General features: G+C 39.7%; 32 protein-coding genes, 1 tRNA gene and 1 pseudogene. 13 read left to right on the forward strand and 21 right to left on the reverse strand.

The annotated features are described in order from the left end of the window. Positions 1 to 130: 130 nt before the first annotated feature. From JQ843_RS01950 to JQ843_RS01970, 5 genes are all read right to left on the reverse strand, one after another. The gene (locus tag JQ843_RS01950) at positions 131 to 1,210 is read right to left on the reverse strand and encodes a carbamoyl phosphate synthase small subunit (RefSeq protein WP_000166853.1); all 1,080 of its coding nucleotides are present in this window, start codon (positions 1,208 to 1,210) and stop codon (positions 131 to 133) included. Between the two features lie 49 nt (positions 1,211 to 1,259). Beyond that, positions 1,260 to 2,183, reverse strand: a complete 924-nt coding sequence (locus JQ843_RS01955; protein ID WP_033687097.1) for an aspartate carbamoyltransferase catalytic subunit — start codon at positions 2,181 to 2,183, stop codon at positions 1,260 to 1,262. Between the two features lie 18 nt (positions 2,184 to 2,201). Beyond that, a complete protein-coding gene (pyrR, locus tag JQ843_RS01960) occupies positions 2,202 to 2,723 on the reverse strand; it encodes a bifunctional pyr operon transcriptional regulator/uracil phosphoribosyltransferase PyrR (RefSeq protein WP_000850023.1) in 522 nt (173 codons plus the stop codon). Positions 2,724 to 2,944: 221 nt separating this feature from the next. After that, complete coding sequence (nth, locus tag JQ843_RS01965; protein ID WP_000244443.1) at positions 2,945 to 3,574, reverse strand: endonuclease III; 630 nt, start codon at positions 3,572 to 3,574, stop codon at positions 2,945 to 2,947. Continuing rightward, complete coding sequence (locus JQ843_RS01970) at positions 3,574 to 4,116, reverse strand: YceD family protein (protein ID WP_000773212.1); 543 nt, start codon at positions 4,114 to 4,116, stop codon at positions 3,574 to 3,576. Before JQ843_RS01970 ends, nth begins: the two co-directional genes overlap by 1 nt. A gap of 162 nt (positions 4,117 to 4,278) precedes the next feature. Here JQ843_RS01970 and JQ843_RS01975 point away from each other — a divergent pair, with 162 nt between their 5' ends. Both JQ843_RS01975 and JQ843_RS01980 read left to right on the forward strand, forming a co-directional pair. Beyond that, positions 4,279 to 4,608, forward strand: a complete 330-nt coding sequence (locus JQ843_RS01975) for a hypothetical protein (RefSeq protein WP_000653208.1) — start codon at positions 4,279 to 4,281, stop codon at positions 4,606 to 4,608. A 337-nt stretch (positions 4,609 to 4,945) separates the two neighbouring features. Continuing rightward, positions 4,946 to 6,505 carry an ATP-binding cassette domain-containing protein gene (locus JQ843_RS01980; protein ID WP_033685180.1) on the forward strand — a complete coding sequence of 520 codons (1,560 nt, stop codon included), beginning with the start codon at positions 4,946 to 4,948 and terminating at the stop codon, positions 6,503 to 6,505. Between the two features lie 45 nt (positions 6,506 to 6,550). Here the strand turns inward: JQ843_RS01980 and htpX are convergent, their stop codons facing one another. Together htpX and JQ843_RS01990 are read right to left on the reverse strand one after the other, a co-directional pair. Continuing rightward, entirely contained in the window at positions 6,551 to 7,450 is a 900-nt protein-coding gene (gene htpX, locus JQ843_RS01985) for a zinc metalloprotease HtpX (RefSeq protein WP_033687100.1), read from the reverse strand. A 1-nt stretch (position 7,451) separates the two neighbouring features. Next, a complete protein-coding gene (locus JQ843_RS01990; RefSeq protein WP_000219846.1) occupies positions 7,452 to 8,012 on the reverse strand; it encodes a LemA family protein in 561 nt (186 codons plus the stop codon). Positions 8,013 to 8,105: 93 nt separating this feature from the next. On the opposite strand from JQ843_RS01990, the gene rsmG reads away from it, so the two are divergent. Then, positions 8,106 to 8,819, forward strand: a complete 714-nt coding sequence (gene rsmG, locus JQ843_RS01995; protein ID WP_203212766.1) for a 16S rRNA (guanine(527)-N(7))-methyltransferase RsmG — start codon at positions 8,106 to 8,108, stop codon at positions 8,817 to 8,819. A gap of 203 nt (positions 8,820 to 9,022) precedes the next feature. Continuing rightward, positions 9,023 to 10,306 (forward strand): uracil-xanthine permease family protein, encoded by a 1,284-nt coding sequence (locus JQ843_RS02000; RefSeq protein WP_203212767.1) that lies wholly within the window; start codon positions 9,023 to 9,025, stop codon positions 10,304 to 10,306. A gap of 95 nt (positions 10,307 to 10,401) precedes the next feature. Here the strand turns inward: JQ843_RS02000 and ffh are convergent, their stop codons facing one another. The 4 genes from ffh to JQ843_RS02015 form a co-directional block, all read right to left on the reverse strand. Beyond that, positions 10,402 to 11,973 carry a signal recognition particle protein gene (ffh, locus tag JQ843_RS02005; RefSeq protein ID WP_000863622.1) on the reverse strand — a complete coding sequence of 524 codons (1,572 nt, stop codon included), beginning with the start codon at positions 11,971 to 11,973 and terminating at the stop codon, positions 10,402 to 10,404. Positions 11,974 to 11,990: 17 nt separating this feature from the next. Then, positions 11,991 to 12,206 (reverse strand): hypothetical protein, encoded by a 216-nt coding sequence (locus JQ843_RS09530; RefSeq protein WP_023946923.1) that lies wholly within the window; start codon positions 12,204 to 12,206, stop codon positions 11,991 to 11,993. Positions 12,207 to 12,208: 2 nt separating this feature from the next. Continuing rightward, positions 12,209 to 12,541 carry a putative DNA-binding protein gene (locus tag JQ843_RS02010; protein WP_000402066.1) on the reverse strand — a complete coding sequence of 111 codons (333 nt, stop codon included), beginning with the start codon at positions 12,539 to 12,541 and terminating at the stop codon, positions 12,209 to 12,211. Between the two features lie 90 nt (positions 12,542 to 12,631). Continuing rightward, the gene (locus tag JQ843_RS02015) at positions 12,632 to 13,009 is read right to left on the reverse strand and encodes a YwiB family protein (protein WP_203212768.1); all 378 of its coding nucleotides are present in this window, start codon (positions 13,007 to 13,009) and stop codon (positions 12,632 to 12,634) included. Between the two features lie 71 nt (positions 13,010 to 13,080). Between JQ843_RS02015 and JQ843_RS02020 the strand changes: the two genes are divergently transcribed. Together JQ843_RS02020 and yidA are read left to right on the forward strand one after the other, a co-directional pair. Continuing rightward, positions 13,081 to 14,385 (forward strand): HD domain-containing protein, encoded by a 1,305-nt coding sequence (locus tag JQ843_RS02020; protein ID WP_033685185.1) that lies wholly within the window; start codon positions 13,081 to 13,083, stop codon positions 14,383 to 14,385. Positions 14,386 to 14,397: 12 nt separating this feature from the next. Next, the gene (yidA, locus tag JQ843_RS02025; protein ID WP_203212769.1) at positions 14,398 to 15,204 is read left to right on the forward strand and encodes a sugar-phosphatase; all 807 of its coding nucleotides are present in this window, start codon (positions 14,398 to 14,400) and stop codon (positions 15,202 to 15,204) included. Positions 15,205 to 15,259: 55 nt separating this feature from the next. On the opposite strand, the gene JQ843_RS02030 is transcribed toward yidA, so the two are convergent. From JQ843_RS02030 to JQ843_RS02055, 6 genes are all read right to left on the reverse strand, one after another. Then, a tRNA-Arg gene (locus JQ843_RS02030) sits at positions 15,260 to 15,331 on the reverse strand. A 42-nt stretch (positions 15,332 to 15,373) separates the two neighbouring features. Continuing rightward, the gene (gene rplS / locus JQ843_RS02035; protein ID WP_001068669.1) at positions 15,374 to 15,721 is read right to left on the reverse strand and encodes a 50S ribosomal protein L19; all 348 of its coding nucleotides are present in this window, start codon (positions 15,719 to 15,721) and stop codon (positions 15,374 to 15,376) included. Positions 15,722 to 15,839: 118 nt separating this feature from the next. After that, positions 15,840 to 16,169: a fluoride efflux transporter CrcB gene (gene crcB, locus JQ843_RS02040; protein ID WP_049500397.1), complete on the reverse strand. Its 330-nt coding sequence runs from the start codon at positions 16,167 to 16,169 to the stop codon at positions 15,840 to 15,842. After that, on the reverse strand, positions 16,163 to 16,537 hold the full coding sequence (gene crcB, locus JQ843_RS02045; RefSeq protein WP_000712114.1) for a fluoride efflux transporter CrcB: 375 nt from the start codon (positions 16,535 to 16,537) through the stop codon (positions 16,163 to 16,165). The genes crcB (JQ843_RS02040) and crcB (JQ843_RS02045) overlap by 7 nt, the downstream gene beginning before the upstream one ends. Continuing rightward, on the reverse strand, positions 16,534 to 16,800 hold the full coding sequence (locus JQ843_RS02050; protein WP_203212770.1) for a chorismate mutase: 267 nt from the start codon (positions 16,798 to 16,800) through the stop codon (positions 16,534 to 16,536). The genes crcB (JQ843_RS02045) and JQ843_RS02050 overlap by 4 nt, the downstream gene beginning before the upstream one ends. A 114-nt stretch (positions 16,801 to 16,914) precedes the next feature. Next, entirely contained in the window at positions 16,915 to 17,358 is a 444-nt protein-coding gene (locus JQ843_RS02055; RefSeq protein ID WP_001162125.1) for a flavodoxin, read from the reverse strand. Between the two features lie 103 nt (positions 17,359 to 17,461). Between JQ843_RS02055 and JQ843_RS02060 the strand changes: the two genes are divergently transcribed. After that, positions 17,462 to 18,397, forward strand: a complete 936-nt coding sequence (locus JQ843_RS02060) for a DHH family phosphoesterase (RefSeq protein ID WP_203212771.1) — start codon at positions 17,462 to 17,464, stop codon at positions 18,395 to 18,397. A 95-nt stretch (positions 18,398 to 18,492) separates the two neighbouring features. After that, the gene (locus JQ843_RS02065) at positions 18,493 to 18,735 is read left to right on the forward strand and encodes a type B 50S ribosomal protein L31 (RefSeq protein WP_000710764.1); all 243 of its coding nucleotides are present in this window, start codon (positions 18,493 to 18,495) and stop codon (positions 18,733 to 18,735) included. A 147-nt stretch (positions 18,736 to 18,882) separates the two neighbouring features. Here JQ843_RS02065 and JQ843_RS02070 read toward each other — a convergent pair. Further along, positions 18,883 to 19,640 (reverse strand): annotated as a pseudogene (locus tag JQ843_RS02070) (transposase family protein). Between the two features lie 391 nt (positions 19,641 to 20,031). On the opposite strand from JQ843_RS02070, the gene JQ843_RS02075 reads away from it, so the two are divergent. The 5 genes from JQ843_RS02075 to JQ843_RS02095 all read left to right on the forward strand — a co-directional run bounded on the left by JQ843_RS02075 (position 20,032) and on the right by JQ843_RS02095 (position 23,805). Next, positions 20,032 to 20,619, forward strand: coding sequence for a recombinase family protein (locus tag JQ843_RS02075; protein ID WP_001268843.1), 588 nt, complete (start codon positions 20,032 to 20,034; stop codon positions 20,617 to 20,619). Positions 20,620 to 20,856: 237 nt separating this feature from the next. After that, positions 20,857 to 21,735, forward strand: a complete 879-nt coding sequence (locus tag JQ843_RS10155) for an N-acetylmuramoyl-L-alanine amidase family protein (RefSeq protein ID WP_419991894.1) — start codon at positions 20,857 to 20,859, stop codon at positions 21,733 to 21,735. Between the two features lie 33 nt (positions 21,736 to 21,768). Further along, positions 21,769 to 22,233, forward strand: a complete 465-nt coding sequence (locus tag JQ843_RS02085; protein WP_203212773.1) for a hypothetical protein — start codon at positions 21,769 to 21,771, stop codon at positions 22,231 to 22,233. 4 nt (positions 22,234 to 22,237) lie between these two features. Beyond that, positions 22,238 to 23,284 carry a DUF6287 domain-containing protein gene (locus JQ843_RS02090; RefSeq protein ID WP_203212774.1) on the forward strand — a complete coding sequence of 349 codons (1,047 nt, stop codon included), beginning with the start codon at positions 22,238 to 22,240 and terminating at the stop codon, positions 23,282 to 23,284. A gap of 221 nt (positions 23,285 to 23,505) precedes the next feature. After that, positions 23,506 to 23,805 (forward strand): YbaB/EbfC family nucleoid-associated protein, encoded by a 300-nt coding sequence (locus JQ843_RS02095; RefSeq protein ID WP_000981526.1) that lies wholly within the window; start codon positions 23,506 to 23,508, stop codon positions 23,803 to 23,805. Between the two features lie 72 nt (positions 23,806 to 23,877). On the opposite strand, the gene JQ843_RS02100 is transcribed toward JQ843_RS02095, so the two are convergent. From JQ843_RS02100 to rocS, 3 genes are all read right to left on the reverse strand, one after another. Continuing rightward, positions 23,878 to 25,641, reverse strand: coding sequence for a glycerophosphoryl diester phosphodiesterase membrane domain-containing protein (locus JQ843_RS02100; protein ID WP_203212775.1), 1,764 nt, complete (start codon positions 25,639 to 25,641; stop codon positions 23,878 to 23,880). Positions 25,642 to 25,649: 8 nt separating this feature from the next. Continuing rightward, a complete protein-coding gene (locus JQ843_RS02105) occupies positions 25,650 to 26,240 on the reverse strand; it encodes a 3'-5' exonuclease (protein ID WP_203212776.1) in 591 nt (196 codons plus the stop codon). A 251-nt stretch (positions 26,241 to 26,491) separates the two neighbouring features. Beyond that, positions 26,492 to 26,983 (reverse strand): chromosome segregation protein RocS, encoded by a 492-nt coding sequence (gene rocS, locus JQ843_RS02110; protein WP_000021242.1) that lies wholly within the window; start codon positions 26,981 to 26,983, stop codon positions 26,492 to 26,494. Positions 26,984 to 26,986: the final 3 nt, after the last annotated feature.

Below are 26,986 nucleotides of genomic sequence, written 5' to 3' on the forward strand. Positions count from 1 at the left end.
AGACGATGTTTATCTTTTTCACACAGTTCTTAGGGCGTGTTCACTTCCGCGAACAATGTATCTTCTCCTTTCTATTCGTCGCCTCACAGAGCGACATTAAATAAATTCTCCGACGAGCTTTTACTCGTTCTTAGTTTGATTGTTTAAAAGCTTCCATCATCTCGATAAACTCGTCGAAAAGGTAGCTTGCATCATGAGGACCAGGAGCTGCATCTGGATGGTATTGGACAGAGAAAGCAGGTTGGTATCTGTGACGCACACCTTCAACTGACTTGTCATTGATTTCTTCGTGGGTGATAATCAAGTGTTCTGGCAAATCCTCACGGCTAACTGCATAACCATGGTTTTGACTTGTAAAATCCACACGTCCTGTAGCAATTTCACGTACCGCATGGTTGAATCCACGGTGACCAAACTTCATCTTGTAAGTCTTAGCCCCGTTTGCCATAGCAAAGAGTTGATGCCCCATACAAATACCAAAGATTGGAATTTTTCCTTGCACACCACGAATCATATCTAGTGCCTGTGGAACATCTTCTGGGTTACCTGGACCATTTGACAACATAACTCCGTCAGGATTGAGATGGAGAATTTCTTCCGCAGTTGTTGAATACGGAACAACCGTCACGTTACAGTTACGCTTAGAAAGTTCACGTAGGATTGAGTGCTTAAGACCAAAGTCCACTAGCACCACACTCAAACCAACTCCTGGAGCTGGATAGGAAGTTTTAGTAGAAACCTGTTTAATATTGTCTGTCGGCAATACTGTCGCTTGGAGCTGGTCCGTCACATGATCCATGCTGTCTCCAACATGGGTCAAGGTTGCACGCATGGTACCATGCTTACGGATAATCTTGGTAAGGGCACGCGTATCAATCCCTGAAATACCAGGAATTTTCTTGGCTTTCAAAAATTCATCCAGTGTCATTTGATTTCGCCAGTTGCTAGCTCTACGTGCTTCTTCGAAAACAACGACTCCCTTACAAGTTGGAATAATGGATTCGTAATCATCACGGTTGATTCCATAATTTCCTACCAAAGGATAAGTAAAGGTCAAGATTTGTCCATTATAAGACTGGTCTGTAATGGATTCTTGGTAGCCAGTCATACCTGTATTAAAGACAATTTCACCTGTTACATCAATATCTGCTCCGAAGGCCTTGCCTTCAAAAACTGTGCCATCTTCTAATACTAGAAGTCTTTTTGTCATATTTTCACCTCTCGTGGACGCTCACTGGCGTCTTTTAACGTCTTGTGTTTTAGTTGGCGTTTCTACTCGCCAATACGGATTCTAAGATTGCCATTCGAACAAAGACACCATTGGTCATTTGTTGGACAATCCGTGATTTTGGTGCTTCAACCAAGTGATCTGCGATTTCTACATCACGATTCACCGGAGCTGGGTGCATGAGGATTGCTGTTTCTTTCAAACGGTCATAACGTTCTTGAGTCAATCCATGCTGAGCATGGTAGTCTTCTTTTGAAAAGACAGCTCCACTATCATGGCGTTCATGTTGCACACGAAGAAACATCATAACATCCACCTGATCAATGATTTCATCAATGGTTACAAACTGTCCATAGTCTGCAAATTCTTGACTTCTCCATTCCTCAGGTCCAGCAAAGAAAAGTTCAGCTCCCAAGCGTTTCAAAATCTGCATATTGGATTTGGCAACGCGTGAATGGTCCAAGTCACCTGCAATCGCAACCTTAAGACCCTCAAAGTGACCAAATTCCTCATAAATGGTCATCAAATCAAGCAAGCTCTGGCTAGGGTGTTGGCCTGAACCATCTCCACCATTGATGATGGAAGTCGTAATCGTTGGGCTAGCAATTAACTCTCTGTAGTAGTCAACCTCTGGGTGGCGAATCACACAGACGTCAACTCCTAAAGCAGACAGAGTCAGGATGGTATCATAAAGTGTCTCACCCTTATTAACTGAACTAGTCTTCACATCAAAGTCAAGTCTTTCCAATCCCAATTTAATCTCTGCCACTTCAAAGGACTTATGCGTCCGTGTGGAATCTTCAAAGAAAAGGTTGGAAACAATCGGGTGGTCTTCATAGGGAAGCTGAGCTCCGTTTTTAAACTCAATACCTCGCTTAATCAATTTCATCACTTGATCGACAGTGAGGTCTTCCATGGACACCACATGGTTCAATGCTTGTTGATTTTCTGACATGGATACTCCTTTAGCTTTCTAAGCTTCTTCAGTAATCAGAACTCTGTCTTGGCCATCAAGTTCTGCCATCTCTACGATGATTTCTTCAGAACGACTAGTTGGGATATTTTTCCCAACGTAATCAGGACGGATTGGCAATTCTCTATGTCCACGATCGACTAGAACTGCTAAACTCACGCGTGCAGGACGACCATGACCGACAATATTATCAATAGCAGCACGGATGGTACGACCTGTATAGAGCACATCATCCACCAAGATAACTTCACGGTCTGTCACATCAACAGAAACTAAAGAAGTATCTTCTCCACTTTTAACATCATCACGGAAAGGTTTCGTATCCAATTCCACAACAGGAACTGAAAGATTTTCTAGCTGTTCCAAACGTTCTTGGATTCGGTGGGCGATAAATACACCACGAGTTTTAATACCAGCCAAGACGATTTTATTCAAATCTTTGTTGCGTTCGATAATCTCATATGTAATACGCGTAATCGCTCGTTTGACGGTTAATTCATCTACAACTTCTTTTGTCTTCATGACAAACCTCCAAAAAGAAAAGTCTCCTTAAACAAGGAGACTTGAAATGTATAGCCAAGCGAGCCCTACTGCAAACAGTATAGACTTCACCCTACTACTTAATCGTTCTCCTTGCCTGCCTCACGGGACAGGTTTAAAGGAATATTTAGTTATCAAATACTATAGCACAAAGCATGCTTAAAATCAAGCAAAAACTTTTGAAACCCCATCTTATAAATTGCTTATAAATTGCTAAAGTCATATAACTGTGGGTACTGGTCACACTCTGGATTTTTAGGATGGCAAATGGCTCTTCCAAAATAAATCATGGCCTGATGGGCAGCTAACCACTGCTCCGGTGGCAAGATATCCATGACCCGCTTTTCCACCTCAAGCGGTGTCGCTGATTTTTTGACAATATCGTGGTGTTTGCAGATACGCTCCACATGAGTATCCACTGCAAAGGCTGGAATCCCAAAGCCCACACTCATGACAACATTGGCTGTCTTGCGACCAACTCCTGCAAGACTTTCCAATTCCTCACGTGTTTGAGGAACTTGGCCATCAAAATCATCTAGTAACTGTTGGGCACATTTTTTAAGGAATTTAGCCTTATTCCGATACAGTCCCAGGCGAGAAATGTGTGAAGCAATCTCACTCTCTGTCGCTACAGACATGGCTTGTGGCGTTGGAAAGGCAGCAAAGAGACCTGGTGTAGCCTTATTTACCGCTGCATCCGTTGTCTGAGCTGACAACATGACCGCAACTAGTAGTTCAAAATGATTGGTAAAATCAAGACTGGGCTTGGCATCTGGAAACAGAGCAATTATTTCTTCCAGCACTTTTCGTGCTCGTTTTTTTGACAAGACCATTATTCGTCTCCGTCAAATAGTCCTTGTAAGCCAGCAAAAGGACTGTTTTCTTCTTTCTTAACTGCCTGTTGGGCTTGGTATTCTTCTTCTGTCATGATTTGCCAGTCATTTCCTGAAACAAATCCTTGACCAGCCTCTTCTTCAGCCGTCAAGACCTTGATAGGAATGTTGAGAAGGATATTATCTGACACGCTCTCAGCAAGGTCAAGTTCTCCATTTTCGATAGGCAAGACCAAATCATCGTCTAAAACTTCCTGATCTAGTTGGTTAGTTGCACCTTCCATGAAAACTTCCGTTACTGGATAAGATTCAACTAACTCAACTGGTTCCATACTGCGACTTGAAGCAAGAACAATGGTATAAGATAGTTGATAATCTAAGAAATACATACGGTCTTCGTACTGTACTTTCCCAACTGCAAGGATATCTTTTACATCTAAAATTTCTTGATTGCGTGCACGCAGGTCTGCAGCTAGGTCTAACGTTTGTTCAAAATGCAAGCCTTCAGACTGCTTACGAATTTCTTGAATATTTAATTTCATACTTCCTCCATAAAGATTTACTCTCTTGATTATACCATGAAAAGCCTACAAATCAGCCCACCAAACTTTTTAATTAACATTCGATTTTTTAACATGTTTACTATGACATTTTTTAGTGCCATACTATAGGCAATAATACATCAGAGCAAGGAGGATGCTCACATGAAAGACAAAGAACTCATTACTAATGCAACCCAACTCCTATCCGAGTTAAATAAAAGTTTCCAAAGCTGCAAACAGGGTAGGGCAGATGATATTCGACTGCAAGAGCTGCTAAACACTACTCTGCAAGAGCTCAAAAAAGCGGAAAAGTTGGACAACAGTATTTTAATCGACCTTGAGAAATTTTACCAACGTACCAGTCTTCTGATTGGTCTTGGTAGCCTAAAACTGAATGATCAAGCACGCACTGCTTGGCGAAACTATGATAAATTCCATTACGAGCATATCAAACACGTACTGACTCTCTATGGACCTGTTTTCGGATTTTAGAGATTAGAATTGTCAGTTTTCTGTTGACAAAATTTCCTTAAAGGTATAGGATAAAGATACTAATACTCGGAGGTAAGGGAGACATGAACAACTAAGTCTATCAAATAAAGAAACTTTATTTAGTAGATCTTGTTTTTGTCTCTTTTTGTGTGCTCTTTTCATACTAGATTTTCTAGTATCTTATCCTCATTGAAAATCAAAAAACTAGAAGGCTAACCATCTGCTCCTCTTGAGTTGGATTAGGCAATCCTAAGCTAGTTTGACGAGCTTTTCAACGAGGATAATAGAGTTTTGACAGTGACTTTGGGCTCTACTAGATAAAGTAGAGCTTTTTGTTATGCACTATCGACATTCTAGAAAGGGCAATCATATGATAAAAATCAATCACCTGACCATCACACAAAACAAAGATTTACGAGACCTTGTCTCAGACTTAAACATGACCATCCAAGACGGGGAAAAGATAGCTATTATTGGAGAGGAAGGAAATGGCAAATCAACCTTGATTAAAACTTTAATGGGAGAAACTTTACCTGATTTCACTATCAGGGGAGACATTCAATCTGATTATCAATCAATAGCCTACATTCCTCAAAAACTCCCCGAAGAGCTGAAAAAGAAAAGTCTACACGACTACTTCTTTTTGGATTTTGCTGATTTAGACTACAGTATCCTCTATCGTTTGGCTGAGGAGTTACACTTTGATAGCAACCGTTTCGCTAGCGTTCAAGAGATTGGAAGCCTTTCGGGGGGCGAAGCTTTGAAAATTCAGCTCATCCATGAGTTAGCCAAACCCTTTGAGATTCTATTTTTAGATGAACCTTCAAATGACCTAGACCTTGAGACGGTTGATTGGCTAAAAAGTCAGATTCGAAAGATTCGGCAAACCGTTATTTTCATTTCCCATGATGAAGACTTTCTTTCTGAAACGGCTGATACTATTGTCCACTTGCGACTGGTCAAGCACCGTAAAGAAGCGGAAACGCTAGTAGAGCATTTAGACTATGATAGCTATAGCGACCAGAGAAAGGCTAATTTTATAAAACAAAGCCAACAAGCTGCTAACGACCAACGAGCCTACGATAAAACCATGGAAAAACATCGGCGAGTCAAGCAAAATGTAGAAACTGCGCTTCGAGCTACCAAAGACAGTACTGCTGGGCGCCTATTAGCTAAAAAGATGAAAAATGTTCTCTCTCAAGAAAAACGCATTGAAAAGACAGCTAAGTCCATGACCCAAAAACCACTTGAAGAAGAACACATTCAACTTTTCTTCTCAGATATACAGCCATTACCTGCTTCTAAAGTCTTAATCCAGCTGGAAAAAGAAAATTTATCCATTGACGACCGAGTTTTGGCTCGAGAACTACAACTAACTGTCCGTGGCCAAGAAAAAATCGGTATCATCGGCCAAAATGGTGTTGGTAAATCAACTCTGTTAGCCAAGTTACAGCAACTTCTTAATGATAAAAGAGAAATTTCGCTTGGTTATATGCCACAAGATTACCATAAGAAACTGCAATTAGATTTATCTCCAGTAGCCTATCTCAGCAAAGCTGGGGAAAAAGAGGAACTACAGAAAATCCAATCCTACTTAGCCAGCCTCAATTTCAGTTACCCAGAAATGCAGCATCAAATCCGCTCCTTATCTGGCGGACAACAGGGAAAACTCCTGCTTTTGGATTTAGTCTTACGCAAACCAAACTTTCTCCTACTGGATGAACCCACACGAAACTTTTCTCCAACTTCTCAACCCCAAATCAGAAAACTCTTTGCAACCTATCCAAGCGGTCTCATTACTGTTTCGCATGACCGTCGTTTCTTAAAAGAAGTCTGTTCGACCATCTATCGATTGACAGAACATGGTTTGGAAGTAGTTAATTTAGAAGATTTATAAATTTGCAACATAGCAAAAATCCAGAGACGACCTCTGGATTCTTTTTTACATATGTTTTAAACGTTCAATCCGTTCTGAGATAGGTGGGTGGGTATAAAAGAGTTTTTGGAACCCTCCCCCTTTCTTTGGATCATTGATATAAAGTGCACTGCTGGCATCATCGACAGGACGACTCATCGGTTTACTGTTGTCTAACTTGCGTAGAGCATTAATCATCCCTTGAGGATTGCGCGTCAACTCGACACTGGAAGCATCCGCTAGGAATTCCCTCTGACGAGAAATAGCTAGTTGCACCAAGGTTGCAGCGAGAGGTGCCAGCACAATAGCTAGTAGAGAAACCACGAGCATAATGATTTCAAGACCATTTCCATCTCTATCATCGTCACTTCGTCTGCGACCTGCTCCACCCCACCACATCATACGACCTGCCATACTAGAAAGCATGGTGATAGCACTAGCAAGGGCGACAGCAATAGTCGAAATACGGATATCGTAATTACGAATATGACTGACTTCATGTCCCATAACAGCTTCTAGTTCTTCACGATTCATGATAGCTAGGAGACCTGACGTCGCAGCAACCGCCGCATTTTGAGGGTTAGAACCTGTCGCAAAGGCATTTAAGGCTGGATCATCAATGATGAAAACACGTGGCATAGGAATCTGAGCCACCATAGCCATATCTTCTACTACATGGTAGAGGTCTGGTGCCGTTTGTTCATCCACCTCACGCGCCCCATTCATGGACATGACGATCTCTGTCGATTGAAAAATCATGGACAAGGCATAGATAAAGCCGATAATCAGTGCGATAACCAAACCACCAAGCCCAGATCGCATAAAGAGGTAACCAACTGCATAGCCAACAAGAGCTAAGAGTAGGAAAAATACCAGCAACAAAATCCACGTTTTTCGTTTATTGCTTGCAATTTGATCAAACAACATCTTAGTCACCTAAACCGCTAAAATCAACTTTAGGAACTGCCTTTTCCTCTTCTGGTGTTTGAAGGAAATCTGCTGCTTTAAATCCAAACATCCCAGCGATAATATTGCTTGGGAAAGTTTCTAATTTTACATTGTAGTTGCTGACAACACTGTTGTAGAGTTGACGAGAGTAAGAAATTTTATTTTCTGTGTTTGTCAACTCCTCTTGCAATTTAACAAAGTTGGCACTAGCTTTCAAATCTGGATAGCTTTCTGCAACTGCAAAAATACCTGAAACCTGACGAGTAAGGGCATCACTAGCTTTCATAGCTTCTGCTGGTGAAGTCGCTGCTGCCACTTGGTTACGTAGTTCTGCCACCTTTTCAAGGGTAGAACCTTCATATTTTGCATAACCTTTTACAGTTTCAATCAAGTTTGGCAAGAGGTCATTTCGACGTTTCAACTGAACATCAATCTGGCTCCAAGCCTCCTTGGTTTGCATACGATTCTTAACCAAACCGTTATAGCTAACAATCACAAAAATAACAACAAGAGCCAAAACTCCAAGAATAATCCAAGTCATGATATAATTCCTTTCTGCTTTTAGATTAGTACCAGTATATCAAATTTTTAATGATTGTGGTAAAATAAGATGATACTAAAGAAGGAAATAACTATGAAACCAGAAACATTTTACAACCTGCTTGCCGATCAGAATCTTCCACTTTCGGACCAGCAAAAAAAACAATTTGAACGTTATTTTGAACTCTTGATCGAGTGGAATGAGAAGATTAATTTGACGGCTATTACAGATAAGGAAGAAGTCTATCTGAAACACTTTTACGATTCGATTGCACCCATTCTGCAAGGCTTAATTTCAAATGAAACTATCAAACTTCTTGATATTGGAGCCGGGGCAGGATTTCCTAGTCTACCTATGAAAATCCTCTATCCTCAGCTAAATGTAACTATCATTGATTCTCTCAACAAGCGCATCAACTTCCTCAAACTTTTGGCTCAGGAACTGGATTTAGACGATGTTCATTTCTACCATGGACGTGCCGAAGATTTTGCCCAAGACAAAAACTTCCGTGCTCAGTATGATTTTGTAACGGCTCGTGCGGTTGCCCGTATGCAAGTCCTATCTGAATTAACTATTCCCTACCTTAAAGTTGGCGGAAAACTATTGGCACTCAAGGCTAGCAATGCTCCTGAGGAATTATTAGAAGCTAAGAATGCCCTCAACCTCCTTTTTAGTAAAGTAGAAGACAATCTCAGCTACGCCCTACCAAATGGAGATCCACGTTACATCACAGTGGTAGAAAAGAAAAAAGAAACACCAAATAAATATCCAAGAAAGGCTGGCATGCCCAACAAACGCCCGCTTTAAATTTTTTAGTAAAAAATGTTTACAAAGTTCGGAATTTCTGCTATACTATCACAAGCAAAGGTTTTTAATGTCATCCCGTGAGGTGACGAAGACGCAGAAATACTTGAAACTCTTTAAAGTCTAGATTTTAGAGAAGTCTTACTCTGAGGGCCTATTGCTGTAAAATAATGGGCTCTTTTTTGATGCCCAAAAGTGAGGTTTATATGAAACAAGAATCAACTGTTGATTTGTTACTAGACGTTGACCAACGTCCTTCGGCTGGAAAAGGAATTCTCCTTAGTTTCCAACACGTTTTCGCCATGTTCGGTGCGACCATCTTGGTACCCTTGATTTTGGGAATGCCTGTATCTGTTGCTCTTTTTGCTTCAGGTGTCGGGACACTCATCTATATGATTTCAACTGGATTTAAAGTTCCAGTTTATCTAGGTTCTTCTTTTGCCTTTATCACAGCAATGTCACTGGCTATGAAAGAAATGGGTGGTGATGTATCTGCTGCTCAAACAGGAGTTATCTTGACTGGTTTGGTCTATGTCCTTGTGGCTGCAGGTGTTCGTTTTGCAGGTACAAAATGGATTGATAAACTCTTGCCACCAATCATCATCGGACCTATGATTATCGTTATCGGTCTGGGACTTGCAGGTTCAGCTGTTACCAATGCTGGTCTTGTAGCTGACGGGAATTGGAAAAATGCTCTTGTAGCAGTTGTTACTTTCTTGATTGCTGCCTTTATCAATACAAAAGGAAAAGGCTTCCTACGAATCATTCCATTCCTCTTTGCCATTATCGGTGGTTACCTCTTCGCACTAACACTTGGCTTGGTTGACTTTACACCAGTTCTTAAAGCCAACTGGTTCGAGATTCCTGGTTTCTACTTGCCATTTAATACAGGCGGTGCCTTTAAAGAATACAATCTTTACCTCGGTCCAGAAACCATCGCTATCTTGCCAATCGCTATCGTAACAATTTCTGAACATATCGGAGACCATACTGTTTTGGGTCAAATCTGTGGCCGTCAATTCTTGAAAGAACCAGGTCTTCACCGTACTCTTCTTGGTGACGGTATCGCAACTTCAGTTTCTGCCTTCCTTGGTGGACCAGCCAATACAACTTATGGAGAAAATACAGGGGTTATCGGTATGACTCGTATCGCTTCTGTCTCAGTTATCCGTAACGCTGCCTTCATCGCGATTGCCCTTAGCTTCCTTGGTAAATTCACTGCCTTGATTTCAACCATTCCAAATGCTGTACTTGGTGGTATGTCAATCCTTCTCTACGGAGTTATCGCAAGTAATGGTTTGAAAGTCTTGATCAAAGAACGTGTAGACTTCAGTCAAATGCGTAACCTAATCATCGCAAGTGCTATGTTGGTACTTGGACTTGGAGGAGCTATCCTTAAACTTGGTCCAGTTACCCTTTCAGGTACTGCCCTATCAGCTATGACAGGAATCATCTTGAACTTGATCTTACCATACGAAAATAAAGATTAAGAGTCTAAACACATCAAAAAACGAGCATTTCCAATTACGGAAGTGCTCATTTTTCTTCTTTCTAAAAAAGGAAAGCCCTGTGGCCTTCCCTTGTCTTACTTGCGTTTTTTCTTCGCTTTCTTCATTTTGTTAGCCATGCGTTTCATGGACTGTTTCATAGCAAATTCACCAATTTTACCTTTGAGTCCGCCACCAAACATCTGGCTCATATCTGGCATTCCTGCTCCTCCGAGAGCTGACAAGTCAGGCATCCCACCTTGTCCCATCATTCCTTCAAGGGCAGACATATCCATTCCTCCCATATTTGGCATATTTTTAGGAAGGTTGTTTGGATTGATTCCCATTTGCTTCATCATTTTGTTCATATCCCCAGACATGACACCCTGCATGAGTTGTTTAGCCTGGTTAAAGTCTTTGATGAATTTATTGACTTCTACAAAAGTATTTCCAGAACCTGCAGCGATACGACGGCGACGGCTTGGATTTAACAAATCGGGATTTTCACGTTCTTCAGGTGTCATTGAAGACACAATGGCACGTTTACGAGCAATCTGGCGTTCATCTACCTTCATGTTTTGAAGGGCTGGATTGTTGGCCATGCCTGGAATCATCTTGAGCAAGTCTTCCATCGGCCCCATGTTTTGCACCTGATCCAACTGATCGATGAAATCATTGAAATCAAAGGTGTTTTCACGCATCTTCTCAGCCATTTCAAGGGCTTTTTGCTCATCGTATTCTTGAGAAGCTTTCTCAATCAAAGTGAGCATATCCCCCATGCCAAGGATACGGCTAGACATACGGTCTGGGTGGAAGGTTTCAATGTCCGTAATCTTTTCACCCGTACCAGTGAACTTGATTGGTTTTCCAGTAATGTGGCGAACAGATAGAGCCGCACCACCACGAGTATCCCCATCAATCTTGGTAAGGATAACCCCAGTCACTTCTAACTGAGCATTAAACTCACGCGCAACATTGGCCGCTTCTTGACCAATCATGGCATCAACGACGAGCAAAATTTCATTTGGTTGAGCCAATGCTTTCACGTCACGAAGCTCATTCATGAGAAGCTCATCAATCTGCAAACGACCCGCCGTATCAATCAAGACATAGTCATTATGATTAGCTTGGGCTTGCTCCAAACCTTGACGTACAATCTCAACAGCTGGTACTTCTGTTCCAAGTGCGAAGACAGGCACATCAATTTGTTGTCCAAGAGTTTTGAGCTGGTCAATGGCTGCTGGACGATAGATATCCGCCGCAATCATCAAAGGACGAGCATTTTCTTCTTTCTTGAGTTTGTTAGCCAATTTACCAGCAAAGGTTGTTTTACCAGCCCCCTGCAAACCGACCATCATGATGATGGTTGGAATCTTAGGTGACTTGATAATCTCCGCTGTATCAGAACCTAAAACAGCTGTCAGTTCCTCATCAACGATTTTAATAATTTGTTGCGCAGGATTAAGGGTATCAATGACCTCATGCCCGACTGCACGCTCACGAACTTTCTTGATAAAGTCCTTTACAACAGGCAAGGCAACGTCGGCCTCAAGCAAGGCCAAGCGAATTTCTTTGGTTGCCTCTTGGACATCAGATTCAGAGATTTTTCCTTTTTTACGTAGATTTTTAAAGACGTTCTGCAAACGTTCTGTTAAACTTTCAAATGCCATGTTTTTCTCCTATTTATTCAATTCAGTGGAAATCGTCCGAAATGTTGCAAACACTCTAGTTCTTCGGGTGTGACTTCTTTCATGATTTCATTTGGATATCCCCAACAGCTAAAACCTATTTGCATGGCTTTGGAGTTATCATTGGGCGAGATAATCTGTAGTCGAGTAGGAAATGGTTTCTCTGCTGCTAATAGTTCGCAAGGTATTCCTTGATAAATAACTAGACTGCCCATGATTACTCCCGATTATCAATGCTTGTTAAAATTTCTATCTGCTCCTGCAGAAAGTCATCCTTGGGATAGCGCTCCAAAATCTGGTCAAAAATTTGACTACGGACAATGTAGTCCGAATACATGTGCAATTTCATCTCATAATCTTCCAGAATCTTTTCTGTCCGCTTGATATTGTCATATACAGCCTGACGACTGACACCAAACTCCTCGGCAATCTCAGCAAGGCTGTAATCATCAGCGTAGTAGAGCTCGATATAATTCATTTGCTTATCTGTCAAAAGCGCCGCATAAAATTCAAAGAGCGCATTCATACGATTGGTTTTTTCAATTTCCATAACTTTTATTATACCAAAAAATAGCCTAATCTACCACACTAGGGAGCCAATACAAGAAGATAGCTAGCTAAATTTGAAAAAGACAAGAGACTAGCCCCAAGTAATTTCCAATTGATAGCGGGCAAAGGGATGTCCCTCTTGATTTTGTAGTTGATAGCCTAAATGTATCTTTTGCCCATCAACTTGATAATGGCTCGTTTGGATGATAAACTCCTGCATGCCCATAGGTGTAGGGATATAGGCAAAACTATCACTATCCTTTAAAAAGCGCATAATGGTCTTGGGATTGGAAAAACGGCTCATCACCAGTTCTTGACCATGAAATTTAATAACCACTTTTTCCTTTTCCTCATTATAGAAAAGCAGGTAGCTATAATCTCCTTTTTCATGCACTTCCACGTCATAAAGCTGGTCAATCACTTCCAACTGCTCATCAAACTGAATCGTATTTCGCATCCGAATCTTCACATCAGGTCCTCTTTCTTGTCTCTTGTCCTACTATTTTACCAAAAACTCTAGCTTTTTGCTATAATGGTCATATGAACGAAAAAGTATTCCGTGACCCAGTTCACAACTACATCCATGTCAATAATCAAATCATCTATAACTTGATTAATACAAAAGAATTTCAGCGTTTGCGTCGTATCAAACAACTGGGAACGTCCAGTTATACCTTCCACGGTGGAGAACACAGTCGCTTCTCTCACTGTCTTGGAGTCTATGAGAATGCTCGTCGCATCACAGAGATTTTTGAAGAAAAATATACTGAGGAATGGAATCCTGCCGAATCCCTCCTCACCATGACCGCTGCGCTCCTTCATGACCTTGGTCATGGTGCCTATTCCCATACTTTTGAACATCTCTTTGATACAGACCACGAAGCCATTACTCAGGAGATTATCCAAAGTCCTGAAACGGAGATTCACCAAGTCCTGCTACAAGTGGCGCCAGATTTCCCAGAAAAGGTAGCCAGTGTTATTGATCATACCTATCCTAACAAGCAGGTCGTTCAACTCATTTCTAGTCAGATTGATGCAGACCGCATGGACTATCTCTTGCGCGACTCCTATTTTACAGGAGCTTCTTATGGGGAATTTGACCTGACTCGGATTCTTCGAGTCATTCGTCCTGTCGAAAATGGTATCGCCTTTCAGCGCAATGGCATGCACGCCATCGAAGACTATGTCCTCAGTCGCTACCAGATGTATATGCAGGTCTATTTCCACCCAGCAACACGGGCCATGGAAGTTCTCCTGCAGAATCTCCTCAAACGCGCCAAGGAACTTTATCCAGAAGATAAGGACTTCTTTGCACGAACATCTCCACATCTCCTGCCTTTCTTTGAAAAAAATGTGACCTTGTCTGACTATCTAGCTCTGGATGATGGTGTGATGAATACCTATTTCCAACTCTGGATGACCAGTCCTGACAAGATTCTCGCAGATTTGTCGCAACGCTTTGTCAACCGCAAGGTCTTTAAATCCATTACCTTTTCACAAGAGGACCAAGACAAACTCGCTAGCATGAGAAAATTAGTTGAGGATATCGGCTTTGATCCCGACTACTATACTGCCATTCATAAGAACTTTGACCTCCCTTATGATATCTATCGTCCCGAATCTGAAAATCCACGGACACAGATTGAGATTTTACAAAAAAATGGAGAACTGGCCGAACTCTCTAGCCTGTCTCCTATCGTCCAATCCCTTGCTGGCAGTCGCCACGGAGATAATCGTTTCTATTTTCCAAAAGAAATGTTGGACCAAAACAGTATCTTCGCAAGCATTACCCAGCAATTTTTACACTTGATTGAGAACGATCATTTTACCCCAAATAAAAACTAGAAGAGGAAATTTATGAGTATTAAACTAATCGCCGTTGATATTGACGGAACCCTAATCAATAGCCAAAAGGAGATCACTCCTGAGGTCTTTTCTGCCATCCAAGATGCCAAAGAAGCTGGTGTCAAAGTCGTGATTGCAACTGGCCGCCCTATTGCAGGTGTTGCCAAACTTCTCGACGACTTGCAGTTGAGAGACGAGGGTGACTATGTTGTGACTTTCAATGGTGCCCTTGTCCAAGAAACCGCTACAGGACATGAGATTATCAGCGAATCCTTGACTTATGAGGATTATCTAGATATGGAATTCCTCAGTCGTAAGCTTGGTGTTCACATGCACGCCATTACCAAGGATGGAATCTACACTGCAAATCGCAATATCGGAAAATATACAGTGCACGAATCAACCCTCGTCAGCATGCCCATCTTCTACCGCACACCTGAAGAAATGGCTAACAAGGAAATCGTCAAATGTATGTTCATCGATGAGCCTGAGATTCTCGATGCTGCGATTGAAAAGATACCAGCCGAATTTTATGAGCGCTACTCCATCAACAAATCTGCTCCTTTCTACCTCGAACTCCTTAAAAAGAATGTGGACAAAGGTTCAGCCATCACTCACTTAGCTGAAAAACTCGGATTGACCAAAGATGAAACCATGGCTATCGGTGACGAAGAAAATGACCGTGCCATGCTGGAAGTCGTTGGCAACCCAGTTGTCATGGAAAACGGAAATCCAGAAATCAAAAAAATCGCCAAATACATAACTAAATCTAACGATGAATCCGGCGTTGCCCATGCCATCCGTACATGGGTACTGTAAAAGGGTATGAATAGACGAAAACCGCTCAGCTGAGCGGTTTTTAATGTCTAATTAATGCCCCCTGCCGGAATCGAACCAGCAACTACTCCTTAGGAGGGAGTTGTTATATCCATTGAACTAAGGGAGCTAGATAAAAACTCTGCTGAAGAAGCAGAGTTTTTTAGTCGAATTAACGACGGATTTCTTTGATACGAGCCGCTTTACCTTGAAGAGCACGCAAGTAGTACAATTTCGCACGACGTACTTTACCGTAACGTACAACTTCGATTTTTTCAACACGTGGAGTGTGGATTGGGAAGATACGCTCAACACCTACACCGTTAGAGATTTTACGAACTGTGTAGTTTTCTGAGATGCCAGCACCTTTACGTGCGATAACAACACCTTCAAAAATCTGGATACGTTCACGGTTACCTTCGACAACTTTCGCGTGTACACGAACAGTGTCACCAGGACGGAATGATGGGATATCAGTACGAAGTTGACCTTCAGTCAAGCTTTGGATTAATGGATTCATTTTATTCTCCTATCTTTGTCAATCTTGAGGAACCTTCCTCAGCGGATAAACTGTATTTTTGTGCGTCCATTACACACAAGATACAGTTTACCAAATTTCCACAAAAAAGTAAAGAAATTTATAGCAGAATTCCTAAAAAAATCGCAATCAAACCACCTAGGTAGGTCAAAGATAAATAAGAATAAAATACCTTCTTATCACTTAACAGTCTTTGGAGTTCATCATTAAAGGTCGAAAAAGTCGTTAAACCACCACAAAATCCTGTTGCTAGAATAGCATAGACTTCCTTAGACTCCACATGATTGTAGAATAATCCAATTAAAAAACAACCTAAAAGATTGGCTATGAGCGTTCCGAGGGGCAATTTAGATGCTTGATTATAGCGGGAAAAGAAATAGCGCACTAAAGCTCCGAAACCACAAGCAATTGCAAGATAGACGATTACCATTTTTTCCTCCCTAAATAGTAAGCTAAAAGCAGTCCGCCACCGATGCTCAAAAGCAAATACAGGACTAAACTAAGATAACGCCCTGTATCAAGCAGTTTCACAGCATCAAGCATGAGACTAGAAAAGGTTGTTAAACCTCCGCAAAAACCCGTCCCTAGCGCTAAAACCAAGCCCTTACTAGTCCCTTTATAGACCAAATAACCCTTGACAAGATAAACCAAGCAGAAAATTCCCAGATAGTTGACAAAGAGAGTGCCCCAAGGAAAATCTGGACTGGCTGGTAACCAAGTGGAAACTAGATAGCGGACAAGTCCGCCCACCATGGCAGCTAGAAAAATCCCTAGCGGATAAAATTGTTCTTTTTTCATTTGATATTTTGATCCTGATAATCACGCGAACGTTTGAGTATGTCAGAAAAAGTCGCGACAATAGTTTCCTGATAGCGCTTATCTCCTACACGACTTCTAACCTTTTCAAAAATAACTTCTTCTCTCTTAGTATCTAAAATCGGTTTCCCTGAAGCCTTCTTATAAGCGACAACCCCTTCAACTAAATGCATTCGTTCTTCTAAGAGCTTGACAATTTGATCGTCAATTTGATCAATTTCTTGACGAATTCTATCTAAATCCATACAATCTCCTCCTTTATTTGAATTATTGTATCAAAAAGCCACCAAATAGGCTAGTAAAATCCCAACTCACGATAAAAAACTGCACTGATTGATTACATCAGCGCAGTTTTATTCTTATCCTACTTTAGCAGCCAATTCTTCTGCGAATTGTTCCAAGCGTTCAATGTCTTCTTCCTCAGCAGAAAGATCAACTTTAACACATTCTGAACCTTTTTCTGCTCCTGTCGCTACAAAAACGCGGTCAAAGTCATCGACAGCCTTACAGAATTCATCGTAGAAGGTATCTCCTGAGCCAACCACTCCGTAGATTTTGCCATTCAAGTTGAGATCTGCTAGGTCTTCGTAGAAGTCCATCATCTCATCTGGCAATTCCCCATCACCATAAGTATAGGTCGCAACGATAGCGATGTCTGCTTCCAAGAAGTCTGAAGCGTCAACAGTTGTACATTCATCAACATCGACATCCAAGCCCAAGTCGCGTAATTTGTCTGCTACAATATCTGCAATTTCTTCGGTATTACCGGTCATACTGGCAAATACAATTTTTGCTAATGCCATATCGTCCTCCTCAATTTATCTTTCTCCATTATATCACATCTTTTTCATTTTAAAAATAAAAATTCTTGTGCTACAATGAAATGAGAAAGAATTGAGGTTATTTATGGAAATTTGCCATCAAATTTTAGAAAAAATCAAAGAATACGACACGATTATCATTCATCGTCATATGAAACCAGACCCAGATGCCTTGGGAAGTCAGGTGGGATTGAAAGCTCTTCTCAAACATCATTTCCCAGAAAAAACCATCAAAGCCGTTGGTTTTGATGAACCAACTCTAACTTGGATGGCGGAAATGGATTCTGTTGAAGACAGTGCTTACCAAGGTTCCCTTGTCATCGTTTGTGATACGGCGAATACTGCTCGTATTGATGATAAGCGCTATAGTCAAGGTGATTTTCTCATTAAGATTGACCACCATCCAAATGATGATGTATACGGTGACCTGTCTTGGGTCGATACTAGTTCAAGCAGCGCTAGTGAGATGATTACCCTATTTGCCCAAACAACCCAACTGGCCTTGTCAGATCGAGCTGCTGAATTGCTCTTTGCAGGAATTGTTGGTGATACAGGTCGCTTCCTCTACCCTTCTACCACTGCACGGACTCTTCGTCTGGCTGCCTATCTAAGAGAACAGAACTTTGACTTTGCGGCTCTCACTCGCAAAATGGACACTATGAGTTACAAAATTGCTAAACTTCAAGGATACATCTACGACCATCTGGAAGTGGATGAAAATGGTGCAGCTCGCGTTATCCTGAGTCAAGAAGTCTTGAAACAATTCAATGTTACCGATGCTGAAACTGCAGCTATTGTCGGTGCACCTGGACGTATTGACAGTGTGAGTCTCTGGGGAATTTTTGTAGAACAGGCTAATGGCCACTACCGCGTTCGCTTACGCAGTAAAATCCATCCTATCAATGAAATCGCCAAGGAACATGATGGTGGAGGTCACCCTCTAGCAAGTGGTGCTAATTCCTATAGCCTAGAAGAAAACGAAATCATCTACCAAAAGTTAAAAAACTTGCTTAAAAACTAATAAAATACTTGCCAAACTTTTCAGAATCTGATAGACTAGTATGGTAACAATCTATGGCTCGCAAAGAGACCATGGCAGAAAGGAAATATTGCAAAATGAAAAAAGATATCCATCCAGAATATCGCCCAGTTGTCTTCATGGACACAACTACTGGTTACCAATTCCTTAGCGGTTCAACAAAGCGCTCTAACGAAACAGTTGAGTTCGAAGGCGAAACTTACCCATTGATCCGTGTGGAAATTTCATCAGACTCACACCCATTCTACACTGGACGTCAAAAGTTCACTCAAGCAGATGGACGCGTGGATCGTTTCAACAAAAAATACGGTCTCAAATAATGATAAAAAGACAGCTTCGGCTGTTCTTTTTTGTTTCTTGAAATTAACTGCTGTTTTCATGTTCCAACCTCAAAAAAACTTTGCACTCTAGCTAGCCACGAGATGGTTTCTAGAGTACAAAGTTTTTTTATTAGACTTCCTGCGAAACTAGAATTCTAGTTCACAGTTGATAATTCCAGCAATCAAATTCATTCGTAATCCAAATCGTTTACGTCGATTTCGTTAGGTTGTTGAAAACATTTTAAACGTTTTTACTTTGGCCAAAATATTCTCAACCTTGATTCTCTCTTTAGATAGCACATGATTATAGGATTTATCTTCAAGAGTTAGTGGCTTAAGTTTGCTTGATTTCCTCGGAATTTGCGCTTGTGAATACATCTTCATGATCCCTTGATAACCACTGTCTGCTAAGATTTTACCAGCTTGTCCGATATTTCTGCGACTCATTTTGAACAACTTCATATCATGGCAATAGTTCACTGCAATATCCAAAGAAACAATTCTCCCTTGGCTTGTGACAATCGCCTGAGCCTTCATAGCATGACATTTCTTTTTACCAGAATAATTGGCTAGTTGGTTTTTTAGGACGATTGATTTTTACCTCTGTTGTATCCTCAGCACTAAGATGAGTTTTTGAAATCGTAAAGCCACTTTGAATAAGAGTTGCTTTCGTGAATGCCAAAATCAGCCGTAATTTGTTCATAAGTGCGGTATTCTCGCATGTATTGAAGAGTAGCCATGAGGAAGTCTTCTAGGCTTAACTTAGGGGTTCGTCCACCTTTTGCGTATTTAAGTTGATAAACTGTTTTTAACACAGCTAACATCTCTTCAAAAGTAGTGCGCTGAACACCAACAAGGTGCTTAAATCGTGCATCAGTTAATTGTTTACTTACTTCATAATTCATAGTTTTATTGTATCATATTTTGTTTCGCAGGAAGTCTACTTTTATTTTCCACTGCCAAGCACAATTCTTAGATTCTCTCAGAAAAAGATTAGACTTTTAATCTCAAAATTGATAAAATAAAAAGGAAAATAATTGTAAAAGGAAACTATAAATCACCATGATGAACATGCAAAAATTGAACATACTGTTTTTAATTTTTGTAAACATCAAAAAGGTTGGTTTAAAAGGATTTTAAGCCCTTAAGATTTTTTATCCAACACTACTATTCACGCATCCAAGACAAAATCTTGGCAAAAAATACAGTAGCAAAGAGTACACCAAACTACCACTCATTATGGGCGGTAGTTTTCTTTTTGTCTAGAATAGAGATAAAAAGATAGGTGGTAGCCTTATGCGTTACGGTTATGTTCGAGTATCTACAAGAGAACAAAATATTGATAGGCAATTTTCAGCCTTAGTAGAAAATAAATTATCAAAAGAGAATATTTTTATTGATTACGTTTCAGGAAAAGATTTTGACAGAATAGAATATCAAAAATTATTAACTACCTTGAAAGAGAATGATGAATTGGTTATTAAATCAATTGATAGATTGGGAAGAAACTATGATGAAATTTTAGAACAATGGCAAGCAATTACTAAGAAAAAGAAAGTAAATATAACTGTTTTAGATTTCCCCTTATTAAACACAAAGAATAGCAATGATAATATCACAGGAAAACTAATCTCCGATATCGTTTTACAAGTTCTGTCTTATGTGGCACAGTTTGAAAGAGAACAAATCAAACAAAGACAAATGGAAGGAATACGAGAGGCAAAGAAAAAAGGGAAGAAATTCGGTAGACCAAAATTGGTTGTCCCAAATAATCTCCCTAATGTGATAGCTCAATATAAGAAAAAAGAAATAACCTTACGAGAAGGTGCAGACATCTTAGGAGTATCAAAAAGCACCTTTCATAATTGGATAAAAAATTCATAGTTCTTGTCAAAAAACCTAGGATTTTTTGGACAGGAAATACATTCTCTTTTAGAACCGTTTTCGTTAGAAAAAATGTTCTAAAATCAAGCATTTTGACCGATTATTATTACACTTCAATTTTATCAAGTTTGTCCAAAAAAGTCTAGGTTTTTGGACAAACTGATTACTTTACAACAAATAAAAATAGGGAGTATTAAATGAATGCACAAACAAACTAAAAAATTCACACTTGCAACTATCTCAGCTCTATCACTTCTTGGCACTGGAGTCATCACAGCTAATCAAGTATCAGCTAGCGAGAATACGAGTACTGAAAAACAAATAGAGGCAACAATTACAAAAGTTGAAATTGATTATTTTGGACTTAGCTTCGAAGGCAGACTTTCAGAGCCACTACAACACGGAGGTGATAAGGCTGCTAAGGGAAATGTTACTTTGATTGATAAAGCGACCGGAAAAATTGTGTACCAAAGTCACGATGCTGTCATTTTTAGTGGCTTAACTAAAGATGTCAGTGATCAATTTTTACAACCTTTATTTTATAGCAATCAATTTAAAGGTGATATTTTTGTTTCAGAACAATTTCCAGATGGAACATATATTTTGGAGATGTCTGGAGAAGCTGGTTCGCCTTACGATGACTTAACTGATACAAGAAAACGTGTCTTTAAAGTTAGAAAAGATGTGACTATCGGAAATCCTTCTACAAATTCAAATACTAACACAACAACTCAATCAGGTTCGAATTCTAATATCTCAGGTAGTTGGCTACAATCTGGTTCTCGTTGGTGGTACAAACACGCCGACGGTTCCTATACAACTAATGGCTGGGAAAAAATCAATGGTGTTTGGTATCGTTTTGACAACTCTGGCTGGATGCAAACTGGCTGGGTAAAAGACGGTAGCTGGTACTATCTCGACGGTTCAGGTGCGATGAAGACAGGTTGGGTCAAAGATAACGGTAGCTGGTACTATCTTCAAGACTCAGGCGCTATGAAAACTGGCTGGATGAAGGTATCTGGTAAATGGTACTATGCTTATAGATCTGGTGCACTAGCAATCAATACAACGACCCCTGATGGCTATCGTGTTAATTACAACGGTGAGTGGGTTTAACATACAATAGAAATAGATTAAGGAGACAATTAAATGAACAAAGTGATAAAAATTGAAGATGAAACAGTTTATGTTGGAAAAGGTAATAATGGCCAATTTACTGCAATTTCAAGAAAAAGTTTTGGTTTTGAACCACAAGTAGGTGATTACGTAGAATTTTATCAAAACGGTGATGAGTATATTGTTTCAAAAATAGATAACACATCTCCAACTAGCTCTAGCCAACATTCAAATGGAGTGAGTGATAAATCTAAACTGGCCGCAGCCTTATTTGCCCTATTTTTAGGAGCACTTGGTGGATACGATTTTTACATCGGAAATTCTAAACAAGGATACAAGCGTATCGGCATAACTCTGCTAGCTATCATTCCTATTTTAACGCCATTTGTTTTACTAGCAAATGCTATTTGGAATATTATAATTACTATTCAAGTTTTAACATCCAAAACTGGTAGCAAATGGCACCAAGATGCCCAAGGCTTAGAATTGCAAGATTAAATACATGAAAAAATTATTTCTATTCAGTATCAGTGTTTTAGCTATCTCCATTTTAACAGCTTGCCAACCTCAGAGTAAAAACACTTCCTCAGAAAGTTCTGAAACAACTACTTCTAGTAGCAGTTCGCCTACTTCCACATCGGAAGAGAAGAAAAATGATTACACCCTATATAATCCTGTCCTTAAAGAATATGCCAAAGTATTAGATGGTTCATCAGCTTCACCTAAAGAGCTCAATTCAAAAGCAAACTTAAAAAATACTTATCCTAAAGAATACTCTGGACTACAATACAGCTTGTATGATTTAGACCAAAATGGTACGGACGAACTTTTGGTTGCCCTTAAAACGGATTCTAACTATTACGATTTATTAGATATTCGAACTCTAAAAAATGGGGAAGTTATTCGACTGACCAATGCAGAAAATAATCTGGATTTTATTGGAGAGCGAGTACATTTTAATCCTTTAGAAAATGGCTATTTCCAATTATCTACCCGTGTATCTACTAATCAAATCCAAGTTAAACTATACAAGTTAAATCAGGATGGAACACGGTTAGAGTTAATTAGCGAATCAGATACAGAAGAGGGACTGGGGACAAAACCACCTTCCCTTGATATAAGATCTTTCTCTTGGAAGTCTGTCACAAGTCTCATAAATGGAGAAACTAGCCTTCCGTCAGAAAGCAAAGGGATGGATATTTCTGCAATTCAAAATGGGGATTTTTCTAGTGTCTCAGGAACTTGGAGGAATCGTTCAGGTATTGAATTTACTTTCGACAAAAATGGTTTAGTAAGTGATAAGTCTAAAATTTCAATTGAACATGCTAAAGAAATTGACCACTATCTTAAGGCAAATTCTGTTTCTAAAGATGGAGGTGCTGGTACAGCTATTGCCTTTTTACCAGCTGGAGTTTCTTTAACTATGTCTGTCACCTCTTCTACAGATAATGGCTATACCGACTCATCTGATATCACACAAGACCGCTTATGGTTTGGACACCAACTTATCAATGGTAGTACTGAGGGATTTTTCTATAAGGTAGAATAGTCTTGGTAGACTCTTAAACTAGCTCATAAAATATCTAGCAACTTTTCATAAACACATATAGGATAAATATTCTTATGCTCTTAGAATATCTATCCTATATTTTTATTCTATCTACATTTCTATCGATACTTGATGAATTCACTCAGAAAAAGATTAGACTTTTAACGTTAAAATTGATAAAATAAAAAAGAAAATAAGATAAAAGGAAACTATAAATCACCATGATGAACATGCAAAACATGATGCGCCAAGCACAAAAACTTCAAAAACAAATGGAACAAAGTCAAGCAGAACTTGCTGCTATGCAATTTGTTGGCAAATCTGCTCAAGACCTTGTTCAAGCTACCTTAACAGGTGACAAAAAAGTTGTCAGCATTGACTTCAATCCAGCTGTCGTTGACCCTGAAGATCTTGAAACTCTTTCTGATATGACTGTTCAAGCCATCAACTCTGCTCTTGAACAAATCGATGAAACTACCAAGAAAAAATTAGGTGCTTTCGCTGGAAAATTGCCATTCTAAGCATAAGAAAAACAAGCATTCAAGAGAATACTTGCCTATCATGGGAGGAACAACTGTTCCTCTTTTTGCTTACTAAAAATTAAAGAATTCCATGGCCTGTTTGAACAGTAAATCCGTATACTCTGGGTCTTCTTGGGCAATGGTAACCTGATCTTGAATCATTTCCAAGTCATCCGTTATCATGCCGTCTGCACCCAAATGAACAGATTTATCAAAGGACTCTGAACTATTGATGGTCCACACGTACAATTTTTGATCGGTATTCCAAAGCTTGTTGACAAAATTTTCATCCAAGGTTGAATACTCCATAGTATAACCTGTGGCCTTGGTTCTTGGAAAAATACTATTATAAGGTAGGATTAAAAAGACTGGAATTTGAGTATCGTAGGCTAAAACCTGGTCAATCACATGGTAGTCCAAGGATTGCATTTGGTGACCATTCTGCTTAAGAACAGTTCCATATTTTTCCATAAAGCGTTTCATCATATCTGGGCTATCTTTTCGACTGGTTTTAATTTCAATAAGAAGTTTTTGATGTAATTCATTGGCTTTATTGAGATAGTCATCAAAACTAGACACCTTGCTGTGATAGCCATTTTCTGAAATATCAAGTTTGGTTAATTCTTCCAAAGTGAGATCCTGAGGATTGGCATTAACTCCTGTCAGATTCTTGATATTGGCATCATGCATCATGACAAACTGACCATCTTTTGTTTCCTGAACATCTGTCTCAACGAAATCTGGACTTAGTTGGGCTGTCTTTTCTAAAGATTGGACTGTATTTTGCACACCATTCTTATTAGATACTCCCCTGTGAGAGATAATCAAAGGTTTATTGGCGACTGGAGCTTCTAAATAAACATATCCCTCAAGAGCGAAAAAGATAGCTGCACATCCCATCACTCCCCATCTCATCCAGTGGTCTTTCTTTCTCCTTGGTGTGATTTCTAGTTCTTCTCCTGTCAAGAAGGAAACAAACTTAATGAGAAAGTAAGTCAAGGCCATATAGTGGAAATTCTTGATTAAAACAAAGTTGATAATTCCCAACACAAGAGATTCCTTATGGGTCAGACCATCCATCAGTACCTGACTTGCTAATATTGGAATCAATAAAAGAATGAAAAATAGGTAGGTTTTGACGATAATCCAAAGCAAGTTCCAAATATAAAACCAGGAGTGCTTTCTTGTCTTTTCTAGACTGTATCTGACCGCTTCTTTGACTGTTTTTTTCTCAAATAAAAGCTGAGGTAGAGCAAACATGAAACGCACTGAAATGTAAAATAGAAGTAAAGCCAGAATAGTAACCACTATACCTACTAGCCAATACTTGTCTTCTATATAATCAATGATAAAGTCCGGAATGACGATTTTATTGAGGTAGTAAATCTTTAAAATCTTTCGAATCAATGGAAAGAGCATCATGACATAAAAGAAGATAAAGGCTATCTTTGAAAGTGTCACTTGCTTCATAAACAAGAAACTTTGGCGAAAGACCTTACGACTGTACTCCAGCAAAGTTCTCTTTTCATGATAGAGTAGGTGCCGGGCTCCAATAAAGAGAAGTCCTATCTGGTAATAGGCGACCAGTAAATTAACGATTACCAGAATAAATAATGCAAGACTAACAAAGGGAGAACCTTTTATAATGGCAAAAATATTATTGTAAGATAGAAAGAGATAACCTGTCTGACGGAGCAAAAGTCCAGCAATCCAAGAATTTGACGGTAACCAGACAAACTCAATCATCATAAAAGTCAAGAAAAATAGAAAAAGTATTTTATCTAGATTAAAGTATATCTGCTTAAAACCTAGATTTTTAGGTTTTTCAGGTTTCATAGGCACTCCTAGTCAAATAATTGAGACAAATCCAAGCCTCCAAAAGGATTGTTTGAAAGACTACTTTCTGTCTCTAACAATTCTCTAGCTTGGTCTGACTCTAGAAATGACTCGTAAACACGCGCTGTCATACGAGCATCCTCTAAGCTATTATGAGACTGACCTTGAAATCCAAGAAACGAGGCAACGGTTTGCAATTTGAGATTAGCAATACCATGTAAATCCGAACTCCGACGTTCAAAAGCTTCGTCATACAAATCCACCTTGTACTGCTGACTGTAGTCTAAACCATGCTCTGCTAGAATAGGCAAATCACTTTTAGCAGCATTGTAGCCAACCATGGGTAAAGAACCCACAAACTCTTGGAAATCTTTTATAACTTTCTCCACTGGAGGAGCATCTTTTAAGGTTTCAGCTGTAATTCCAGTCAAACCATTGATAAAACTCTTTAGAGGCACACTAGTATGGACATAGGAATCATAGGCATCGATTTCCTGACCATCTCTAAAACGGACTGCCGATACTTGAATCAAGTGTGTTTGTCCTTCATGCTGATTAAATTCTAAATCAAAAGCAATGTAATCTGCTAATCGTTCCATTTTCTACCTCTCCTATACTGTTATTTTATACTCTTCGAAAATCTCTTCAAACCGCGTCAGCTTCGCTTTGCCGTAGATATATGTAACTGACTTCGTCAGTCTTATCTACAACCTCAAAGCAGTGCTTTGAGCAACCTGCGGCTAGTTTCATAGTTTGCTCTTTGATTTTCATTGAGTATTACTTGAGCAACTATACTATTTAGAAACAAAAGAAGCCATCAGGTTAGCATTTAACCTAAACAGCTCCTTGATTATCCTCCAAATAAACGAGCAAAAAAGCCTTTCTTAGTGGATTGGACTTCTTCTTTTGCTTGGTCCAGCTCTAGCTTAAGATTTTCTTGATCCTTCATGGCTTGAAGGGTCAATTGTTGCTGCTGATCGAGTTGTTTGTCTTTCTCAGCAATCTGGCGGTCTTTGATACGCATCTGCTCATCTTTTTCTGATAACTGGCGATCCTTGGCTTTTAATTGTTCATAAAGGCGGAGAATTTCTGCATTCTTCTCATCAACCAGAATCTCCATCAACTCACGTTGCTTGACATCCTCACTGACAGGCTCATCTTCAAAAATCGTTTTTTTATAGATTTCTTCTAGCTTAATCAAGCCACTTCTGGTAACGACTGTTACCCCTTTGTCATTTTTATCTGTGTCTTCTTCTGGTAATTCTTTGACACGGTTATTGATTGCTTGGCGAGATAATCCTAAGACCTCTGCAATCTCACTGACGGTCATTTCAATACTCATAAT

This window comes from Streptococcus mitis (assembly GCF_905187495.1).
Taxonomy (GTDB): domain Bacteria; phylum Bacillota; class Bacilli; order Lactobacillales; family Streptococcaceae; genus Streptococcus; species Streptococcus mitis_CU.

Coding starts and splice junctions, on each gene's coding strand:
- JQ843_RS01950 (WP_000166853.1), bottom strand. CDS start 1,210: ATGACAAAAAGACTTCTAGTATTAGAAGATGGCACAGTTTTTGAAGGC.
- JQ843_RS01955 (WP_033687097.1), bottom strand. CDS start 2,183: ATGTCAGAAAATCAACAAGCATTGAACCATGTGGTGTCCATGGAAGAC.
- pyrR (WP_000850023.1), bottom strand. CDS start 2,723: ATGAAGACAAAAGAAGTTGTAGATGAATTAACCGTCAAACGAGCGATT.
- nth (WP_000244443.1), bottom strand. CDS start 3,574: ATGGTCTTGTCAAAAAAACGAGCACGAAAAGTGCTGGAAGAAATAATT.
- JQ843_RS01970 (WP_000773212.1), bottom strand. CDS start 4,116: ATGAAATTAAATATTCAAGAAATTCGTAAGCAGTCTGAAGGCTTGCAT.
- JQ843_RS01975 (WP_000653208.1), top strand. CDS start 4,279: ATGAAAGACAAAGAACTCATTACTAATGCAACCCAACTCCTATCCGAG.
- JQ843_RS01980 (WP_033685180.1), top strand. CDS start 4,946: ATGCACTATCGACATTCTAGAAAGGGCAATCATATGATAAAAATCAAT.
- htpX (WP_033687100.1), bottom strand. CDS start 7,450: ATGTTGTTTGATCAAATTGCAAGCAATAAACGAAAAACGTGGATTTTG.
- JQ843_RS01990 (WP_000219846.1), bottom strand. CDS start 8,012: ATGACTTGGATTATTCTTGGAGTTTTGGCTCTTGTTGTTATTTTTGTG.
- rsmG (WP_203212766.1), top strand. CDS start 8,106: ATGAAACCAGAAACATTTTACAACCTGCTTGCCGATCAGAATCTTCCA.
- JQ843_RS02000 (WP_203212767.1), top strand. CDS start 9,023: ATGAAACAAGAATCAACTGTTGATTTGTTACTAGACGTTGACCAACGT.
- ffh (WP_000863622.1), bottom strand. CDS start 11,973: ATGGCATTTGAAAGTTTAACAGAACGTTTGCAGAACGTCTTTAAAAAT.
- JQ843_RS09530 (WP_023946923.1), bottom strand. CDS start 12,206: ATGGGCAGTCTAGTTATTTATCAAGGAATACCTTGCGAACTATTAGCA.
- JQ843_RS02010 (WP_000402066.1), bottom strand. CDS start 12,541: ATGGAAATTGAAAAAACCAATCGTATGAATGCGCTCTTTGAATTTTAT.
- JQ843_RS02020 (WP_033685185.1), top strand. CDS start 13,081: ATGAACGAAAAAGTATTCCGTGACCCAGTTCACAACTACATCCATGTC.
- yidA (WP_203212769.1), top strand. CDS start 14,398: ATGAGTATTAAACTAATCGCCGTTGATATTGACGGAACCCTAATCAAT.
- rplS (WP_001068669.1), bottom strand. CDS start 15,721: ATGAATCCATTAATCCAAAGCTTGACTGAAGGTCAACTTCGTACTGAT.
- crcB (WP_049500397.1), bottom strand. CDS start 16,169: ATGGTAATCGTCTATCTTGCAATTGCTTGTGGTTTCGGAGCTTTAGTG.
- crcB (WP_000712114.1), bottom strand. CDS start 16,537: ATGAAAAAAGAACAATTTTATCCGCTAGGGATTTTTCTAGCTGCCATG.
- JQ843_RS02050 (WP_203212770.1), bottom strand. CDS start 16,800: ATGGATTTAGATAGAATTCGTCAAGAAATTGATCAAATTGACGATCAA.
- JQ843_RS02055 (WP_001162125.1), bottom strand. CDS start 17,358: ATGGCATTAGCAAAAATTGTATTTGCCAGTATGACCGGTAATACCGAA.
- JQ843_RS02060 (WP_203212771.1), top strand. CDS start 17,462: ATGGAAATTTGCCATCAAATTTTAGAAAAAATCAAAGAATACGACACG.
- JQ843_RS02065 (WP_000710764.1), top strand. CDS start 18,493: ATGAAAAAAGATATCCATCCAGAATATCGCCCAGTTGTCTTCATGGAC.
- JQ843_RS02075 (WP_001268843.1), top strand. CDS start 20,032: ATGCGTTACGGTTATGTTCGAGTATCTACAAGAGAACAAAATATTGAT.
- JQ843_RS02085 (WP_203212773.1), top strand. CDS start 21,769: ATGAACAAAGTGATAAAAATTGAAGATGAAACAGTTTATGTTGGAAAA.
- JQ843_RS02090 (WP_203212774.1), top strand. CDS start 22,238: ATGAAAAAATTATTTCTATTCAGTATCAGTGTTTTAGCTATCTCCATT.
- JQ843_RS02095 (WP_000981526.1), top strand. CDS start 23,506: ATGATGAACATGCAAAACATGATGCGCCAAGCACAAAAACTTCAAAAA.
- JQ843_RS02100 (WP_203212775.1), bottom strand. CDS start 25,641: ATGAAACCTGAAAAACCTAAAAATCTAGGTTTTAAGCAGATATACTTT.
- JQ843_RS02105 (WP_203212776.1), bottom strand. CDS start 26,240: ATGGAACGATTAGCAGATTACATTGCTTTTGATTTAGAATTTAATCAG.
- rocS (WP_000021242.1), bottom strand. CDS start 26,983: ATGAGTATTGAAATGACCGTCAGTGAGATTGCAGAGGTCTTAGGATTA.